Genomic DNA, 16,958 nt, shown 5'->3' with positions numbered 1-16,958 from the left:
AGTAGCGAAATTCCACAGTCAGAACAAATTATACTCATCAGAGAATTTTTCGCATTACGAAAATTCCTATACATGAAGCTGAGCAGATATCTTACGCGCACCGCAGGCTGTAAATTTTTCCTGTAATACCCCCAGGAGTGATAATTAAACATATTGTTAATACTCTCTTTTTCAGCTCATCGCATTATTAAATATAGCTAAAAAAACCCATTTTTCCAGCCGGACGTCTCCGGCCTGATTTTTCGGGGGCAGAAGAGTGATGGTTTAAATCACATCCCGGTATTCCGGCCAGGCAACGTGCGCCGCATCGGCCGGACCAAACCCGGCAAACAGTTCACCCTGGAAATTGATCACCCCTGCCGCCTCCAGCCACATCCACTCTTCCGCCTGGGTAATACCGGCAGCGACCGCGACAATTTCCATTGCCGAGCAGCAGCGGATAATCGCCTGCACCACCGCCTGCTTAGGCCCGCTGCGGTGAATGTCACGGATGATGCTGGCATCGATCTTCAAGCGTTCCGGCTGAATGCGCGTCAGCAAAGACAGCCCCGCCGCACCGGCACCGAAGTTGTTGATACACAAGCTGATACCGGCAGTTTTCAACGCGATTACGCCGGACATCAGCGCGCTAACGTCAGCAGGCAGCATTTTCTCATCGAGGCTGATCACGACCTGTTCCGGCACCAGCCCGGCCTCCCTGACCTGACGGGCAATCACCGACGCCACCGCAGGCACCGTCGCCAGCGTGTGCGCGGCCAGGCTGACGTTAAGCAGGGTTTTGTTATCGCGGCGATCGCTCCAGGCCGCCAGAATATCCTGCAGGCGCTGAAGATCGGCGGTGGCGTCCGGCGACTGCGCGGCATCATTTGCGCTCAGGCACACGCCCGCCAGTTCACCGTCCACGGCGTTAACCTCCCGCGCCAGCGGATCGACGATCGGCTGAAACAGCACCGGCGGGTGGCCGGCGTCATGGGTGGCCGGCGCAGCGTCGCGGACGGCCGCTGGCCCGGCGACAAACTCCCAGTATTCACCCGGTAACACCTCGTAATAATTCTCTTTTTCACGCGACTCAACGAAGGTGCGCAGGAACTGCAGCGCGCGATCGTTATAGGTCAGCTGATAGCGCGTGGTGCCTTTATCCAGCACCGCCTGCAGCACCTCTGACTTGTCATAGTCGCGCAGGTCGAACAGTTCCATCCCGGCGTTACCGAAGCGCCGGAGAGGGGCATAGTCGCGCATCAGCTCCACCAGGTTATGGTGCTTTTGATCGGCACAAATGCGCTGGTAAACGGCCTGTACACCTTCGCGAGGCCCTTCCAGCAGCTGAAAAAAGTGCGTACCGTTAAACAGCAGGATACCGGTGACCTGGTGGTGCGCGTTAAACGCGCTGGCCTTACTCACCAGGCTGGGCAGAGTTTTTACCGGCACATGCTCAGCGAGATGACTACGGTAAAGAATGGTGGTCAGCATCGGCTGCTCCGGTTGGGTTATCGGGGGCGCTGATATTAAAAATCAGACGCGTAAAATGAAACGGTTAATAAATATTTGCATGAAAATGGACGACTTGAAAGTCTCTGTTATGTAACAGCGATAGCCCCCGCGCCTCTGTTTTACTCATTAACAACCGCGTTATTAATTTTAACGGTCGGATATCACCCTGCAAAGGAGTAAAAAACATTAACCTGAGTGCTGCAAAGTTGATCTGTTTTGAGGTGATTAGGCAAAACAACACACGCTAATCACCTAAACGATCGTTTTTGCTAACTGAAATGAGGTGGGTTTTAAGATATTTCGGAAGTCGCGCAGTGCCGGCTACCGGGTGATTAAGCTGAGAAAATTTTTTTTGGCGAATGACGCCGCGTCACACTTTGCCGCAGGAGTTGCGTACGGCCAGGGGCGTGTCTCTGTTCACAATGATGAGATTTGAATAATAATCAACCAATAACGCTGTTCGGGCCCACATTAACCCTGAGGTTTCACCCGCACCACCTCCTTTTCACTCCCGTCAAAAAAAAAGGAGTGGTTGCAAACTGATTGCCGATAAAAACGATATTCCGAAGATAACGGTCAGAAAGAATGAAAATTATCAGAAATGATAATCAGTGCTCTTCTAAATCACCTTTGCAGCGGATGAAATTATTTACACCCGTTACAGCTAAAAAACCAGCGCCAAATTATACAGTTAAAAATGTATTGTACAGATATGTTTTCAGCTGTACAAACCCCTGTGATAAATAATTATGCTATTTACTGTTCTTTATTGTTCTTTTCTGTGCATGATGGAATACACGCAAACTCCGGCGGCTTTTGTCCTGCCTGTGAGAAATAAATTTGATTGCTCAGTTAAACAACAAAACGCAGCGGCCAGGCGAGGGATAATATGTCGACAGGTTTAAGCGAAACAGATGAACTCCGCGCCGTGATGGGCGCGGCGGTAACGACCATCATCAAAGCCGGGCAGCCGGTGACCCGGCTCAGCCTGATCGCCACGCTGACCCTTCTTGGCGGCCAGACCACCGACTCCCGGCGGCAACGCGTCTGCATCCGGGCACGCAGCCTGCTGGGAGAATACTTTACCTAGCCCTCTTCCCGCCGTTTGATCGCCTCAGCGGACGCTGCCGCCGCAGCGCTGCGTCAGCCAACGCCACAGCCACTCCAGCGGCCCCTGCCGGAACCGCTTAAGCCACAGCCACGAGAACAGCAGATTGACTGCCCAGATTGCCGGCACCATCAGCAGCAGCTGCGCGCGGCTGAACTGGTTAAACCACCCCAGACTGTTAAACAGCGTGGTACAAATCAGCGTCTGCAGCAGGTAGCTGGAGAGCGCCATGCGGCCTACCCGGCTAACCGCCGCGGTTAAACGCTCCGGCAGGGCCGGCCAGTAGCCGAAGCACAGCGCGGCGTAGCCCAGCGACTGCAGCGGGGCGCCGATCTCACGCGGCACCTGCAGGAAAAAACCGCTCCAGCGGAAATCCCAGCCGGTCAGGTACTGCAGTACGATTGACGGCAGCTCAATCGCCATCCCGGCCGCCACCAGTCGCCAGCCGGTGCGGCGGTAGTGGGCCGTGTCGAAGTGCCCCTGCAACCAGCCGTTACGCATCAGCGCAGCGCCGATCATCATCAATCCCGCCAGCTGCCAGACGTACTGTACCGCCAGCGCGATCAGCGCATCACCGACCATATCCAGCCGGTTCAGCAGCGCCTCGCTGCCGCCGTGGGTGCGCCAGAAGGTTTCGTACTGAACCGCTGCCGCCCCCGGCAGCCAGCCGCTACCCGGCTGTGAACCGGCCCCCATACCCAGCACCACCAGCACTCCGCTGCCAACCAGATACAGCAGCAGGCCGGTGTTAATCAGCTGACGAGGCGTCGCCACATCGCGGATCATCCGCCACACCAGCAGGCCGGTCAGCCCGTAGGCCAGCAGAATATCCCCCTCCCACAGCAGCAGCCCGTGCAGCAGACCCAACACGCACAGCCAGATAAGGCGTGACTGCAGCCAGCGCCCGCCGCGCGGCAGCAGCAGCTGCAGGCCGGCACCGAACAGCATGGCAAACAGGGTGAGAAATTTGGCCTGCGCCAGCAGATCCTGCGCCGCCCAGACCAGAAACTCACCGACTGTGGGCATCCCCTGCCAGGCCGGATTGACGTAAGCGGCTTTCGGCAGCGCAAAGGCGATAATGTTCATCAGCAGAATGCCAAGGATGGCAATGCCACGGATAAAGTCGAGGGTTACGATGCGGGGCATGATGGAGGTTCCGTCAGGCGGAGCGCTCCGGGCGCCCCGCCGGGTAAGGCTAATTAGCTGTGGCGCACCGCGCGCAGGAACTCCTGACGGGTGTTCTGGCTGGACTTAAACAGGCCGCCCAGCGAGGTAGTGGTCGTGGCGCTGGTGGCATCGCGGATGCCGCGCGCCTTCACGCAGTAGTGCACCGCGTCAATAGAAACGGCGACGTTGTTGGTGCCGAGCAGGGTCTGCAGCGCCAGCAGGATCTGCTGGGTCAGACGCTCCTGCACCTGCGGGCGCGAGGAGAAGAACTGCACGATGCGGTTAATCTTCGACAGGCCAATCACTTTGTCTTTCGGGATATAGGCCACCGTGGCCTTACCGTCGATAATCACAAAGTGGTGCTCGCAGGTGCTGGTCAGCGTAATGTCGCGCACCGTCACCATCTCATCAACCTTCATCTTGTTTTCGATCAGGGTGATTTTCGGGAAGTTGGCGTAGTCCAGGCCGGAAAACACCTCGTTAACGTACATTTTTGCGATACGTTTCGGCGTTTCCATCAGGCTGTCATCGGTCAGATCGAGGTTCAGCAGCTGCATAATCTCGGTCATATGGCCGGCGATCAGCCCGCGGCGGGTTTCATCATCCATTTCACGTGCTGGCGCACGTAACGGGGTTTCCAGACCACGGGCGAGCAGCGCCTCGTGAACAAGTGTGGCTTCCTGACTCAACGTCGCCATGTGCTTTTCTTCTCCGGCAGGTAAAAGCCGGGCATCGCGCGCCCGGCCGGGAATTCTGAGGCGGTATTCTGGTACACATTGGCCGCGTAATCCAGTGAATCAACCCTGTCAGTGATAAAACAGTGTCAACTGACGCCGCCAGCGCGCCGCCAGACCAGTATACCTGCCAGCAGCAGTGCGGCGGCGGCCACGTACAGCGCCGGGGCCAGCTGCCCGGTCAACGCGGTAGCGATCGCCGACAGCAGCGGCCCGGCGAGCTGGCCGATGGCATAGCCGGTGGTCAGCAGGCCGGCCATATAGCGGCTGTGCTCCGGCGCCAGTTCACGGCCATACTGCAGCGAGAGCTGCACCACGCAGAGGAAGCCGCCGCCCACCAGCAGCGCCCCCACCAGCAGCCCGGCCAGGCCCGGCAGCCGGTCGCTGGCCAGCACCCCCGCCCCCTGCAGCCAGAGGATCACCGCCAGCCGCCGGTTGCTCTGCCCCACGCGGCGGGTAAGAATGCCGAGCAGGATCCCCAGCACCGCTGCGCCGCCAAACACCGGCCAGACAAACTGAGAGACGATGCCAGGAAAGCGTTCGCTGGCCATCTGCGACAGAAAGGTGGCCGGCAGAATATAGCCGAAGCCCGCCAGGCTGTAGCTCAGCACCAGCCGCTTCAGCCCCGGCGTCAGCACCAGCGGCTCCGGCACGCTCTGCGGCCGGTGCAGATCGCCGCGCCGGGGCAACGAACGGGCGATGCTCACCACCAGCAGCAGCGCCAGCACCCCATAGGCCAGCCAGGCCCAGGCCGCGCTGGCTGCCTTACCGTGCAGCCATACCGCCAGCAGGCCGCTGAGGAAAATGCCGGTACCCGGCCCGGCAAACACCAGGGCGCTGAGCCCAGGGCGCTGATAACGGTGCAACACCTCATTGCTCCACGCCGCCACCAGCACCATCGCCCAGCCGCTGGCCCAGCCGATAACAAAGCGCAGCAGTCCGTGCAGCCACGGCCCTTCCACCGCACCTGAGAGCAGCGTCAGTGCCACCCCGCCCCACACGCCGGCCTGCAGCCGCCACTCCACCTGCCGCCGGGCGCGCATAGCGTCAAATGAACCGCACAGGTAGCCAAGATAGTTAAGCGCCGCCACCACCGCGGCGCTGGTCAGCGTCAGCTGATGTTCAGCTATCATTAAAGGGACCTGCGGGGTAAAGGCAAAGCGGCCGATGCCCATTGCTACCACCAGCGCCAGAAAGGCGCTTAGCGCCACGCGTACAGCCATGATGATGTTCCTTACTCTTTTAACGGTTGCCTGTAGCGTATCCGCCGGATATACTCACGAAAAGTGAATAATTAAAAACAAGTTACTTACAAATAGAGAATACATGGATCTGACCCAGCTAAAAATGTTCTGCGCGGTAGCGGAAAGCGGCTCGGTGGTACGCGCCGCGGAGCAGCTGAACCGCGTGCCGTCGAACCTCACCACCCGCCTGCGCCAGCTGGAAGAGGAGCTGGGCAGCGATCTGTTTATCCGCGAAAAGCAGCGGCTGCGGCTGTCACCGGTCGGCCATAATTTTCTCTGTTATGCGCAGCGCATTCTGGCGCTGAGTGAAGAGGCGCTGGCGATGACCCACAGCGGCGAACCGGCCGGTCATTTTGCCCTCGGCTCGATGGAGAGCACCGCCGCCAGCCGCCTGCCGGAGCTGCTGGCCGCCTTTCACCAGCGCTATCCGGCGGTGACGCTGGCGCTGACCACCGGCACCTCCGGCGAGATTATCGATCGGGTGCGCGCCGGTACGCTGGCCGCCGCGCTGGCCGATGGCCCGGTTAGCGGCGACGACCTCAACAGCTGCGTGGCGTTTCCTGAGCAGATGCTGTTGATCAGCAGCCTGGATCATCCGCCGATCGGCCAGCCAGCCGACGCCGCCGCCGCAACGCTGTTTACCTTTCGCAACAGCTGTTCCTATCGCAGCCGTTTTGAAAACTGGTATCGCGAAGCCGGTGTGCAACACGGCGCGGTCATGGAAATCTCCTCTTACCACGCGATGCTGGCCTGCGTCGCCAGCGGTGCCGGGCTGGCGATGCTGCCGGCGTCGGTGCTGGCGCTGCTGCCCGGCCACCAGCGGGTGCGTCAGCACCCGTTACCGGCGGAGCTGCGCGATACCGCCACCTGGCTGGTGTGGCGGCGTGATGCCTTCACCCCCAATGTGAAAGCGCTAAAGTACCTGATTATTGAGCAGTTTGATGAGAAGTCGAGCGCTTAATGGATTTTTTCCGATAGCCAGACTGAATCTATACCCCACCGCCCACGACCGCACCCCGGCGTGAGGCGACCACAGGAGCAAGAAATGCAGATGATTAAAACGCGTGCGGCCGTTGCCTGGGCAGCCGGCGAACCCCTGAAGATTGAAGAACTGGATCTGATGCCACCGCAGAAGGGCGAAGTGCTGGTGCGCATCACCGCCACCGGCGTCTGCCATACCGACGCCTACACCCTCTCCGGCAAAGATCCGGAGGGCGTGTTCCCGGCGGTACTCGGCCACGAGGGCGGCGGTATTGTTGAAGCGGTCGGCGAAGGCGTCACCAGCGTGGCGGTGGGCGATCACGTGATCCCGCTGTACACCCCGGAGTGTCGCCAGTGTAAGTTCTGCCTGTCCGGTAAAACCAACCTGTGCCAGGCGATCCGAACCACCCAGGGCAAGGGCCTGATGCCGGACGGCACCACCCGCTTCTTTAAAGACGGCCAGCCGATCTTCCACTATATGGGCACCTCCACCTTCTCTGAGTACACCGTGGTACCGGAGATCTCGCTGGCGAAAATCAGTAAAGAAGCGCCGCTGGAAGAAGTGTGCCTGCTCGGCTGTGGCGTCACCACCGGCATGGGCGCGGTGCTGAACACCGCCAAAGTGAAAGAAGGCGATACCGTGGCAATCTTCGGCCTCGGCGGTATCGGCCTGTCGGCGATTATCGGCGCGAAAATGGCGAAGGCTGGCCGGATCATCGGCATCGATCTGAACACCAGTAAGTTTGACCTGGCGCGTAAGCTGGGTGCGACCGACCTGATCAACCCGAAAGATTTCGATAAGCCAATCCAGGAGGTGATCGTTGAGATGACCGACGGCGGCGTTGACTTCTCCTTCGAGTGCATCGGTAACGTTAACGTGATGCGTGCGGCGCTGGAGTGCTGCCACAAGGGCTGGGGCGAATCGGTGATTATCGGCGTTGCCGGTGCCGGTGAAGAGATCGCCACCCGTCCGTTCCAGCTGGTCACCGGCCGCGTGTGGCGCGGTTCCGCCTTCGGCGGCGTGAAGGGCCGTACCGAGCTGCCGGGCATCGTCCAGCGCTATATGGACGGCGACTTCCAGCTTAACGACTTTATCACCCACACCCTGCCGCTGGAGCAGATCAACGAAGCGTTCGATCTTATGCACGAAGGCAAATCGATCCGTACGGTGATTCATTTCGATAAATGATTAGAAATTTTGCCTAAACAGAAGGTGCTGTATCAAGGCGGCAAGTGAGGCCATCCCCGGGAGCATAGATAACTATGTGACCGGGGTGGCCGAGCGCAGCCAACGCAGAGACAGCGCCTTCTGTGACGACATTAAATTTGCTAAACAGAAGGTGCTGTATCAAGGCGGCAAGTGAGGCCATCCCCGGGAGCATAGACAACTATGTGACCGGGGTGGCCGAGCGCAGCCAACGCAGAGACAGCGCCTTATGTGACGGCAAAGAGGAGGAAAAGTGGCTGATAATATGGAACTACTCGAAGAACACCGCATGCACGGCGGCTGGCAGCAACGTTACCGCCATCAGTCGGCGGTGCTGAACTGCCCGATGACCTTCAGCATCTTTCTGCCGGAGCCGAAGGACGATATTCCGCCGCCGGTGGTCTGGTTCCTCGCCGGGCTGACCTGCACCGATGAGAACTTTAGCGTTAAGTCCGGCGCACAGCGGGCTGCCGCCGAGCTTGGCCTGGTGCTGGTGATGCCGGATACCAGCCCGCGCGGCGAAGGCGTGGCGAATGATGAAGGGTACGATCTTGGCCAGGGCGCGGGGTTCTACCTCAACGCCACCCAGGCCCCCTGGTCGGCGCACTTCCGTATGTATGACTACATTAACGACGAACTGCCGGCGCTGATTGCCGACCGCTTTAAGGTCAGCGATCGTCAGGCGATCATGGGGCATTCGATGGGCGGCCACGGCGCGCTGACCCTTGCGCTGCGTAATCCGGGCAAGTTCAGCTCGGTCTCCGCCTTTGCTCCGATCGTCAATCCGCTGGAGGTGCCGTGGGGCCAGAAGGCCTTCCGCCACTATCTCGGGGACGATCGTCAGGCGTGGAAAGAGTACGACAGCTGCTGGCTGCTGAGCCAGACCAGCGACCAGCTGCCGATGCTGATCGACCAGGGCGACAGCGACCAGTTCCTCGCCGACCAGCTGCGGCCGGAGCGTCTGGCCGCCCTCGCCCGCGATCGCGGCTACCCGCTGACGCTGCGCATCCAGCCCGGCTACGATCACAGCTACTTCTTTATCGCCAGCTTTGTGGAAGATCACCTGCGCTTCCACGCGAAACATCTGCTGGTGTAGTCCCTCACGGGGCGGCATTCGCCGTCCCGCTTTTAAACCACATTTTTTCGACCTGCCTGCCTCATAAGCATTTTTTGATTTCAGGAATGACTGGCTGTGCTGTAGATTGCGGTTTTATTACACAACAGACCCCATCAGCCAGCCCGTTTATTCACAGGGGATGTCATGCCCGAACCTCTTTCAAAATCAACTGAGTACGCTCATCAGCTTATCGATATTCTCAAGTCAGGAGAACTGCTCGCTGAATGGGACCTGCACAGCTGGATCAGAAACATTAAAGCCTTAGGAAATTCAGCCCATGAGGAGTATCTGCTTGCCTTAGCCTGGGCAGCCTATGGTGACAGCGATAAAGCCTCTCCCCTGTTTGAGCGCGCGTTGTGTGTAGAGAGTGAAGCTGATGTAGTTGCTAAAAATTACCTTATTTTCGTTTCTCTGCGAGGAGAATTAGCCGATGCGGTTAAGCTGTCCTGGCGTCTCAGCCAAAAGTTTATCTCGCCAGAGATCCTCTGCAGAGCAATCTATTTGCATCTCTACTACGGTGAATTTGCAAAGGCTTTTGAGCTGAACAGAAAATTTCTCAGGATGGTTCCTCAGGCAGCAGAGCAACATTTCAGTGGCGACTTAGCCTCCCTGGAGTCCGGACTTGCCCGTTTCAGGTCGACTGCCAACATGTCCGATGCACAGTTTACTGTTCTGGTGAGATCCGTAGCCGCAATCATGCGTAAAAACAACGCCATTACCGAGCATTACTCTTTCCATTCACTGAATGAAGAAGCGATGAATGCGTACGTAGTAACCGTCGCTAACTGTAATGTCGATCGCGTGGCCGCTATGAATTTGCAGCTGGCCCTGGAGCTGGCAGAGCACGATGAACTGCTCAGCCTTAACTTTAGCGTCTGGTTTGAACAGGGCTCGATGCTTACAACACAGGAAACCGGACAATGCCAATAATTAGCACGGATTTTATCAATTTCGCGGAACAGTGCCTTGCCAGGAAGGATGAAATTGGCTTCAGAAACGCCGTTGGACGGGCTTACTATGGTGCTTATCATCACGTTATTTCAGCGATGAGCAGCGGCCCAAAGGACAGCCACAAAGATTTGATATCTTACCTGCAAGGCGATGCCTGGCGACTGGAAGCAGAAACGTACACCAGAAAAGAGCTGCTTGCTCTGGGCTATATACTCAAAGCAATGAAGGACCAGCGCACGATTAGTGATTATTTTTTAGAAAAAACAGTTACAAAAAACTCCGCCCTGATAGCAATTAAAAATGCCCACAACGTCATTGCACTCTGTAATCACGGGTACTAGTTACCCCGTCCTGCGATTTTAAATCATCACAGCGACGGGGGAACACGCCGCCAGGCCTTCTTTCGATTGAAACTGCAATTATCTCAGGCCACATCCCCCACCAGGCCATCAATCAGCACCTGCGGCGTACCGTGCGAACAGCGCTCAATGCGGCCGCGCACGCCGTAGACTTTCGCCAGGCTCTCCGGGGTGATCACCTCCTCCGGCGCACCGTCGGCAATCAGCCTGCCGTTCTGCAGCATCAGCACGTGTTCGCTGTGGCGCAGCGCGATGTTGATGTCATGCACCACCACCACGGTCACGATATTGCGCTGGCGGGTCTCGCGCGCCACCAGGTCCATCACGTGGAACTGGTAGTTAAGGTCGAGGGCGCTGAGCGGCTCATCGAGCAGCAGCAGCTCCGGGCGGCGGATCAGCGACTGCGCCAGCCCCACCAGCTGCTTCTGCCCGCCGGAGAGCTGATCGAGGAAGCTCATCGCCAGGTGGGCGATGCCCAGCTGTTCCAGCAGCGCCATCACCTCGGCTTCGCTGGCGGCGGTGCTGCGTCCGCCGGAGGCGCGCTGCGCCACGATAATCGACTCCAGCACGTGCAGGTGTACCCCGGCCGGCAGCGACTGCGGCAGGTAGACCACCCTTGATGCGCGGCGGGCAAACGGCAGGCTCATCAGCTCGTCACCGTTCAGCCACAGCTCGCCTCTGGCCTTATTCAGCCCGGCCAGCGAGCGCAGCAGCGTCGACTTGCCGCAGCCGTTCGGCCCCAGCAGCACGGTGATTTTGCCGCGCGGCAGCAGCGGAATGTTCAGGTCGGTAATCACCTGACGTTTTGGATAACCGGCGCTGAAGCCGCTGATTTTCAGTCCCTGCATCAGATATTCCCCCGATGGCGCAGAATAATACTCAGGAAGAACGGCACGCCGACCAGCGAGGTCACGATACCCACCGGAATGATCACCCCTGGCAGGATGTTTTTCGACGCCACCGAGGCCAGCGACAGCACCAGCGCCCCGGTCAGCGCGCTGGCCGGCAGGTAGAAGCGGTGATCTTCACCGAACACCATGCGCGCGATGTGCGGCGCAACCAGGCCGATAAAGCCGATTGGCCCGACAAAGGCCACCGCCAGCGCGGAGATAATACTGATGCGCAGCAGGGTGCCGAGGCGCAGACGACGCACGTCGATGCCAAAGCTCACCGCGCGATCCTCCCCCAGCCGCAGCGCGGTCAGTTTCCAGGCGCTCATCATCGAGATAGGTACCAGGATCAGCAGCGCAATGCTCAGCACCGCCAGCTTGTCCCATGATGAGCGCGCCAGGCTGCCCATGGTCCAGAACACCAGCCCCTGCAGGGTATCTTCGCTGGCGATAAACTGCATCATCGACACCAGCGCGTTAAAGGTGAACACCAGCGCGATGCCAAACAGCACCACCCCGGAGGTGGAGACCTGGGTCCAGCGGGTGACCGCGTCCAGCATCAGCGCGGCCAGCAGCGCAAACACAAAGGCGTTAGCGGAGATAAACCACTGGTCGGGAATGCCGGGAATGCCGATGCCCAGCACGATCGCCAGCGCGGCGCCGAAGGCGGCGGCAGAGGAGACGCCGAGGGTAAACGGGCTGGCCAGCGGGTTATTGAGGATGGTCTGCATTTCGGCACCGGCGAGGCCCAGCCCCAGCCCCACTACCACCGCCATCAGCGCATACGGCAGGCGGATATCCCAGACGATCACCCGGGTACCGGCATCCACCGACTCCGGCGAGATCAGCGTTTGCCACAGGGTGGCCAGCGACAGCCCGGACGGGCCAAGGGTAAAGTCGAGCAGCAGCGAAGCGAGGATCAGCAGCAGCAGCCCGCCCATAATCAGCAGCCGGTGCCGCAGCACCTGGTGATAACGGCCCATCGCGCCGTCGGGCGGGGTTTGGTCGGCGGACTGCGCCGAATCAACGCTTACACTCATCTTAAGACCCTGTTTCTCTGGTGAGGCGGCTACGCCAGCAATACGGCGGTAAAAGTAACGAAAACAAGAATAGTTATCAATGATATTCGTAACGGCGGTTAACAAAAAAAGGGCGCGAATAATCGCGCCCGGCAGGTTATTTCCGCTTACTTCCTGAAGGTGGGGAACTCCATTTCCCGGTACTTCACCACGCGGGTTTTGTGCGTCCAGCGGTAGCCCAGCCAGATCGCCAGGAACAGCGGCAGGCCAATATAGGTCGCCGCCACCCCGCCCCAGTCGATGGTATCGGCGAGGAACGCCTGATAGTTCTGGCCGAGGGTAATCATCAGGCACAGGACAAAGGCGAAGATCGGCCCGAGCGGGAAGAAGCCGGAGCGGTACGGCAGGTCGGCCAGATCCCGGCCCTGCGTCATATAGCCTTTACGGAAGCGGTAGTGGCTGATAGCGATCCCCAGCCAGGCGATAAAGCCGGTCATCCCCGAGGTGTTCAGCAGCCACAGGTAGACGGTCTGGTTGCCAAACATCGAAGAGAGGAAGCACAGCCCGGCGACCACGGTAGTGGCATACAGCGCGTTGCGCGGCACGCCGCCCTTCGACAGTCGGGCAAACATGCGCGGCGCTTTGCCTTCACAGGCCAGGGTATAGAGCATCCGCGTGGAGGCGTACATGCCGGAGTTGCCCGCCGACAGCACCGCCGTCAGGATCACCGCGTTCATCACCGCCGCCGCCGACAGCAGGCCGGCGTGCTGGAACACCAGCGTGAACGGGCTGACGCTGATGTCTTTCACGTCGTTGCGCAGCAGGCTCGGGTCGGTGTACGGGATAATCAGGCTGATCACCAGGATGGCAAACACGTAGAACAGCAGGATGCGCCAGAATACCTGACGCACCGCGCGCGGAATATTTTTCGCCGGGTCTTCTGACTCACCGGCCGCAATGCCGATCAGCTCGGTGCCCTGGAACGAGAAGCCAACGATCATCGCCACGCCAGTCATCGCCGCAAAGCCGCCGGCGAACGGCGCGTCGCCGGTCTGCCAGTTGTGCCAGCCGGCATTTTCAGCCCCGTGCAGAATGCCGACGATCATCGCCATGCCAACGACAATAAAGATAATCACCGTCACCACTTTAATCAGCGAGAACCAGTACTCCGCTTCGCCGAAGCCCTTCACCGAGATGTAGTTAAGCAGGAAGATCAGGCCGAGGAACAGCGCGCTCCAGATCCAGCCCGGGGTGTCCGGGAACCACCAGTTCATCACCAGCTGTGCGGCGACGAGGTCAACGGCGATGGTCACCGCCCAGTTGTACCAGTAGTTCCAGCCCAGCGCGAAGCCGAAGCCCTCTTCAACGTACTTTGAACCGTAGGTGGAGAACGAGCCGGAAACCGGCATAAAGGCGGCGAGTTCGCCGAGGCTGGTCATCAGGAAGTAGACCATCAGGCCGATCAGCGCGTAGGAGAGCAGCGCACCGCCCGGCCCCGCCTGAGAAATCGTGGCGCCGGAGGCGACAAACAGACCGGTACCGATCGAACCGCCAATGGCGATCATCGTTAAGTGGCGGGCTTTAAGTACGCGCCTTAAGCCAGGTTGTTGTGTTGTTTTTGTGTCATGATCCATGTGTTACCGCTGTCTGTGTCAAAAATGAGGCGCGATTATAGCAACCTGCCGCAGCGCGTATAGTGATTACCCTCGGTTATAAGTTAGGTTCATAATTTTGCCATAATTATTAGTTATGGCAGTTTTCGCAAGCGCGCTGGCCGCCAGGCTGAGGCCGGTTACGTCCGCCAGGGCCTACTCTTTACAGTAACTAAGGAAACGTTCCAGCGCCTTCGACAGGTGCTTCTGCCGGTGATGAATGCGGTACAGCGTGCGTTTCAGCTTCGGCAGTGGCGACGGCAGCGGCAGTTCCACCAGCGTGCCAATCTCCAGCTGCTCGGCGATCACCCGGCGTGACAGGCAGCTGACGCCCATCCCGTGGCGCACCGCGTGCTTGATCGCCTCTGAGTTACCCAGTTCCAGCGCCAGCTCAAAGCTCGGCAGGTGCGACAGCAGCAGATAATCGACGATCTCCCGCGTGCCGGAGCCGTGTTCGCGCAGGATCCACGGCGCTTCAGCCAGGCTGGCCAGCGTCACCGGCTGGCTGAGGATCGCCGCGCCGGGCGCGGTAAACACCACCAGATCATCCTCCAGCCAGGGCTCGGTCACCAGTTCAGCCATATGGCAGGGCCCTTCGATCAGGCCGATATCGGCCTGAAAATCGGCCACCGCGGTGATCACGTCCTGGCTGTTGCCGACGCTCAGCTCCAGCGGCAGCGTCGGGTAGTCGCGGCGGTAGCCGGCGATCATTCCCGGCAGCAGATAGTTGCCGATAGTGCTGCTGGCGGCAATGCGCAGCGCGCCGTTATCGTCGCGGAACAGCTGCTGGATCTCCTGGGCCTGCTCCAGCAGCCCGACGGCGCGTGGATAGAGCAGCCGCCCGTGCTCGTTCACCACCAGCCGCTTCCCGACCCGGTCAAACAGCTGTACGCTAAGCTGCCCCTCCAGATCGGCCAGCGCGGCGCTGACCGCCGACTGCGACAGCGACAGCACCTGCGAGGCCTGGGTGGTGGAGCCGCTTTTTAGCACTTCGGCGAAGACTTCCAGCTGGCGTAGCGTAATGTGCATAATCCTTCCCCTTCTGACTCTTGCTTCAAAAATGGCACTTAATGCCGATCGCTGCGTCGGCTGATTAATACTTATAGTGGTAGATTTCCAATATATAACCCGTGATTCTTTTAAGCAAATACGCGGCTCTTAAACTGCCTGTGAAGCAACTTCACTGACAGCTTACACCGGCAGGTGGGCTTTATACGGCATCTGTGAAGGCCATTTTCATCAAAACCTGCGTTCACCGCACGTTTGCAGTTATCATAACCGGCAGTAAAATCGAGTCATTAACAGGAGTAAGGCATGAAATTTATCGGTGCCCACGTTAGCGCCGCTGGCGGCGTGGACCAGGCGGTGAAACGCGCGGCAGAAATTGAAGCCACTGCCTTCGCGCTCTTTACCAAGAATCAGCGCCAGTGGCGCGCCGCGCCGCTGACGGATGAGGTAATTACCGCCTTTAAACAGGCGTGTGAGCAGTACCGTTTTACCCCGGCGCAGATCCTGCCCCACGACAGCTACCTGATTAACCTCGGCCACCCGGTTGAGGAGGCGCTGGAAAAATCCCGCGAGGCGTTTCTCGATGAGATGACCCGCTGCCAGCAGCTGGGGCTGAGCCTGCTCAACTTCCATCCGGGCAGCCATCTGCAGCAGATTAGCGAAGAAGCCTGCTTAAAGCGCATCGCCGAGTCGCTGAATATCGTGCTGGATAAAACCGAGGGCGTGACCGCCGTGATTGAAAATACCGCCGGTCAGGGCAGCAATCTGGGGTTCCGCTTCGAGCACCTGGCGGCAATCATCGACGGCGTGGAGGATAAATCCCGCGTCGGCGTCTGCATTGACACCTGCCACGCCTTTGCCGGCGGCTACGATCTGCGCAGTGAAGAGGAGTGTGAGAACACCTTTGCCGAATTTGAACGGGTGGTGGGTTTTCAGTACCTGCGCGGCATGCACCTGAACGATGCCAAAAGCGCCTTTAACAGCCGGGTTGACCGCCACCACAGCCTCGGCGAGGGCAATATCGGCAAGGCCGCCTTCAGCTGGCTGATGAAAGACCCGCGCTTCGACGGTATCCCGATGATTCTGGAAACCATCAATCCGGATATCTGGATCGATGAAATTGCGTGGCTTAAGTCGGAGCAGGTGTCGTCATAGTCGCGCAATCGCGGATGACAGATTAAGCCAGCATCAGGTTTGCGAAGCGGGCTTAACACCGCGTGTTGTAAGAGCCCACGATAATGTGGGCTCAGGAAGGATGCGGACAGGTGCTTATCTGCACCGATTTAAACCGGATAAATGCGCCCGCTTCCGCCAGGCATCTCAATGTTCAGACTGACCTTTCCGCCCAGTGCCTCAACGTACTTTTTTAAAGTCGCCAGCTTAATTTCCTCGCCTCGAGACTCAATCGCCGTAATGGCTGGCTGGCTGACGCCCATTTTAGCGGCCAGTTCACTCTGTGAAAGATGCTGTTCTTCACGTAACTGCCGCAAACGGATCTCAAGAATTTTTGCTTCCGTTTTCTCGCGAATACGCTGTTGAGACTCCGCAGAGCGCTCGGCAATCAGTTGGCTCAGTTTGGTCATGTGCTTATTCCTTCCAGATGCTTCGTGTATTCTGCATCAGCGATTTTTATCATCTCGCTGTAAAATCGCTTACTCTTCTGACCGGTTTTATCCCCCGCACACAGCACAATAGCCATTCTCAGGGGGTCAAAAGCAAAGAATGCCCTTACAGGGCGCCCGTTACTCTGAACACGCAACTCTCTCATATTTTTGAATGCAGAGCCTTTAATCTGATCAACATCTGGCCGTCCCAGTCTGGGTCCAAACAGCTCAAGCGTCTGCAGGCTGGAAAGCACATCCTCAATCATGGCTTCATCCTGACTTCTCAGCCACCGGTCAAAACGTTCTGTGGTATCAACAATCCATTTCTCCACCGCCAAATTCCTTTACTGTACACGTTGAGTCTAGCACTTTATATAAACCACAGTTTATATTTTTAGTTTTACGAGCGGGTCCGGATAAGAGGCA

General features: G+C 58.6%; 17 protein-coding genes. 7 read left to right on the top strand and 10 right to left on the bottom strand.

The window, feature by feature from the left end; all coding sequences use genetic code 11:
• Positions 1–264: 264 nt before the first annotated feature.
• Positions 265–1,470 (bottom strand): diguanylate phosphodiesterase, encoded by a 1,206-nt coding sequence (locus GKQ23_RS08850; RefSeq protein ID WP_212410366.1) that lies wholly within the window; start codon positions 1,468–1,470, stop codon positions 265–267.
• Positions 1,471–2,380: 910 nt separating this feature from the next.
• Between GKQ23_RS08850 and GKQ23_RS08845 the strand changes: the two genes are divergently transcribed.
• Positions 2,381–2,581 carry a hypothetical protein gene (locus GKQ23_RS08845; RefSeq protein WP_146005499.1) on the top strand — a complete coding sequence of 67 codons (201 nt, stop codon included), beginning with the start codon at positions 2,381–2,383 and terminating at the stop codon, positions 2,579–2,581.
• A 24-nt stretch (positions 2,582–2,605) separates the two neighbouring features.
• Here GKQ23_RS08845 and yeiB read toward each other — a convergent pair whose 3' ends face one another.
• The 3 genes from yeiB to GKQ23_RS08830 all read right to left on the bottom strand — a co-directional run bounded on the left by yeiB (position 2,606) and on the right by GKQ23_RS08830 (position 5,723).
• Positions 2,606–3,745: a DUF418 domain-containing protein YeiB gene (gene yeiB, locus GKQ23_RS08840; protein ID WP_056233377.1), complete on the bottom strand. Its 1,140-nt coding sequence runs from the start codon at positions 3,743–3,745 to the stop codon at positions 2,606–2,608.
• A gap of 53 nt (positions 3,746–3,798) precedes the next feature.
• Positions 3,799–4,464 (bottom strand): GTP cyclohydrolase I FolE, encoded by a 666-nt coding sequence (folE, locus tag GKQ23_RS08835; protein ID WP_056233378.1) that lies wholly within the window; start codon positions 4,462–4,464, stop codon positions 3,799–3,801.
• A gap of 125 nt (positions 4,465–4,589) precedes the next feature.
• A complete protein-coding gene (locus GKQ23_RS08830; protein WP_056233380.1) occupies positions 4,590–5,723 on the bottom strand; it encodes a YbfB/YjiJ family MFS transporter in 1,134 nt (377 codons plus the stop codon).
• Between the two features lie 103 nt (positions 5,724–5,826).
• Between GKQ23_RS08830 and GKQ23_RS08825 the strand changes: the two genes are divergently transcribed.
• The 5 genes from GKQ23_RS08825 to GKQ23_RS08805 all read left to right on the top strand — a co-directional run bounded on the left by GKQ23_RS08825 (position 5,827) and on the right by GKQ23_RS08805 (position 10,341).
• The gene (locus tag GKQ23_RS08825; protein WP_056233382.1) at positions 5,827–6,705 is read left to right on the top strand and encodes a LysR family transcriptional regulator; all 879 of its coding nucleotides are present in this window, start codon (positions 5,827–5,829) and stop codon (positions 6,703–6,705) included.
• An 84-nt stretch (positions 6,706–6,789) separates the two neighbouring features.
• Complete coding sequence (locus GKQ23_RS08820) at positions 6,790–7,914, top strand: S-(hydroxymethyl)glutathione dehydrogenase/class III alcohol dehydrogenase (RefSeq protein WP_056233385.1); 1,125 nt, start codon at positions 6,790–6,792, stop codon at positions 7,912–7,914.
• Positions 7,915–8,185: 271 nt separating this feature from the next.
• Complete coding sequence (gene fghA, locus GKQ23_RS08815) at positions 8,186–9,028, top strand: S-formylglutathione hydrolase (protein WP_305827363.1); 843 nt, start codon at positions 8,186–8,188, stop codon at positions 9,026–9,028.
• A gap of 165 nt (positions 9,029–9,193) precedes the next feature.
• Positions 9,194–9,979, top strand: coding sequence for a hypothetical protein (locus tag GKQ23_RS08810; RefSeq protein WP_212410364.1), 786 nt, complete (start codon positions 9,194–9,196; stop codon positions 9,977–9,979).
• Positions 9,970–10,341, top strand: coding sequence for a hypothetical protein (locus GKQ23_RS08805; protein ID WP_212410363.1), 372 nt, complete (start codon positions 9,970–9,972; stop codon positions 10,339–10,341). The genes GKQ23_RS08810 and GKQ23_RS08805 overlap by 10 nt, the downstream gene beginning before the upstream one ends.
• Positions 10,342–10,424: 83 nt before the next feature.
• On the opposite strand, the gene GKQ23_RS08800 is transcribed toward GKQ23_RS08805, so the two are convergent.
• The 4 genes from GKQ23_RS08800 to yieE all read right to left on the bottom strand — a co-directional run bounded on the left by GKQ23_RS08800 (position 10,425) and on the right by yieE (position 14,949).
• Positions 10,425–11,207: an ABC transporter ATP-binding protein gene (locus GKQ23_RS08800; protein WP_056233388.1), complete on the bottom strand. Its 783-nt coding sequence runs from the start codon at positions 11,205–11,207 to the stop codon at positions 10,425–10,427.
• A complete protein-coding gene (locus tag GKQ23_RS08795) occupies positions 11,207–12,289 on the bottom strand; it encodes an iron ABC transporter permease (RefSeq protein ID WP_056233391.1) in 1,083 nt (360 codons plus the stop codon). The genes GKQ23_RS08800 and GKQ23_RS08795 overlap by 1 nt, the downstream gene beginning before the upstream one ends.
• 146 nt (positions 12,290–12,435) lie before the next feature.
• Positions 12,436–13,902: an amino acid permease gene (locus GKQ23_RS08790; RefSeq protein ID WP_212410361.1), complete on the bottom strand. Its 1,467-nt coding sequence runs from the start codon at positions 13,900–13,902 to the stop codon at positions 12,436–12,438.
• A gap of 174 nt (positions 13,903–14,076) precedes the next feature.
• Positions 14,077–14,949, bottom strand: a complete 873-nt coding sequence (gene yieE, locus GKQ23_RS08785) for a DNA-binding transcriptional regulator YeiE (RefSeq protein ID WP_101506267.1) — start codon at positions 14,947–14,949, stop codon at positions 14,077–14,079.
• A gap of 285 nt (positions 14,950–15,234) precedes the next feature.
• Here yieE and nfo point away from each other — a divergent pair, with 285 nt between their 5' ends.
• Positions 15,235–16,083: a deoxyribonuclease IV gene (gene nfo, locus GKQ23_RS08780; protein ID WP_056233397.1), complete on the top strand. Its 849-nt coding sequence runs from the start codon at positions 15,235–15,237 to the stop codon at positions 16,081–16,083.
• Positions 16,084–16,211: 128 nt separating this feature from the next.
• On the opposite strand, the gene GKQ23_RS08775 is transcribed toward nfo, so the two are convergent.
• Together GKQ23_RS08775 and GKQ23_RS08770 are read right to left on the bottom strand one after the other, a co-directional pair.
• Positions 16,212–16,511, bottom strand: a complete 300-nt coding sequence (locus tag GKQ23_RS08775; RefSeq protein WP_056233399.1) for a helix-turn-helix transcriptional regulator — start codon at positions 16,509–16,511, stop codon at positions 16,212–16,214.
• Positions 16,508–16,798, bottom strand: a complete 291-nt coding sequence (locus GKQ23_RS08770) for a type II toxin-antitoxin system RelE/ParE family toxin (RefSeq protein ID WP_249168521.1) — start codon at positions 16,796–16,798, stop codon at positions 16,508–16,510. The genes GKQ23_RS08775 and GKQ23_RS08770 overlap by 4 nt, the downstream gene beginning before the upstream one ends.
• Positions 16,799–16,958 lie beyond the last annotated feature (160 nt).

It is taken from the genome of Erwinia sp. E602 (genome assembly GCF_018141005.1).
Classification (GTDB): domain Bacteria; phylum Pseudomonadota; class Gammaproteobacteria; order Enterobacterales; family Enterobacteriaceae; genus Erwinia.
The sequence above is the reverse complement of the archived record's forward strand: the minus strand, read 5'-3'. Positions and strand labels throughout refer to the sequence as shown.

Coding starts and splice junctions, on each gene's coding strand:
- GKQ23_RS08790 (WP_212410361.1), bottom strand. CDS start 13,902: ATGGATCATGACACAAAAACAACACAACAACCTGGCTTAAGGCGCGTA.
- GKQ23_RS08830 (WP_056233380.1), bottom strand. CDS start 5,723: ATGGCTGTACGCGTGGCGCTAAGCGCCTTTCTGGCGCTGGTGGTAGCA.
- GKQ23_RS08810 (WP_212410364.1), top strand. CDS start 9,194: ATGCCCGAACCTCTTTCAAAATCAACTGAGTACGCTCATCAGCTTATC.
- GKQ23_RS08775 (WP_056233399.1), bottom strand. CDS start 16,511: ATGACCAAACTGAGCCAACTGATTGCCGAGCGCTCTGCGGAGTCTCAA.
- GKQ23_RS08795 (WP_056233391.1), bottom strand. CDS start 12,289: ATGAGTGTAAGCGTTGATTCGGCGCAGTCCGCCGACCAAACCCCGCCC.
- nfo (WP_056233397.1), top strand. CDS start 15,235: ATGAAATTTATCGGTGCCCACGTTAGCGCCGCTGGCGGCGTGGACCAG.
- yieE (WP_101506267.1), bottom strand. CDS start 14,949: ATGCACATTACGCTACGCCAGCTGGAAGTCTTCGCCGAAGTGCTAAAA.
- GKQ23_RS08845 (WP_146005499.1), top strand. CDS start 2,381: ATGTCGACAGGTTTAAGCGAAACAGATGAACTCCGCGCCGTGATGGGC.
- yeiB (WP_056233377.1), bottom strand. CDS start 3,745: ATGCCCCGCATCGTAACCCTCGACTTTATCCGTGGCATTGCCATCCTT.
- GKQ23_RS08825 (WP_056233382.1), top strand. CDS start 5,827: ATGGATCTGACCCAGCTAAAAATGTTCTGCGCGGTAGCGGAAAGCGGC.
- GKQ23_RS08820 (WP_056233385.1), top strand. CDS start 6,790: ATGCAGATGATTAAAACGCGTGCGGCCGTTGCCTGGGCAGCCGGCGAA.
- GKQ23_RS08805 (WP_212410363.1), top strand. CDS start 9,970: ATGCCAATAATTAGCACGGATTTTATCAATTTCGCGGAACAGTGCCTT.
- GKQ23_RS08850 (WP_212410366.1), bottom strand. CDS start 1,470: ATGCTGACCACCATTCTTTACCGTAGTCATCTCGCTGAGCATGTGCCG.
- GKQ23_RS08800 (WP_056233388.1), bottom strand. CDS start 11,207: ATGCAGGGACTGAAAATCAGCGGCTTCAGCGCCGGTTATCCAAAACGT.
- GKQ23_RS08770 (WP_249168521.1), bottom strand. CDS start 16,798: ATGATTGAGGATGTGCTTTCCAGCCTGCAGACGCTTGAGCTGTTTGGA.
- folE (WP_056233378.1), bottom strand. CDS start 4,464: ATGGCGACGTTGAGTCAGGAAGCCACACTTGTTCACGAGGCGCTGCTC.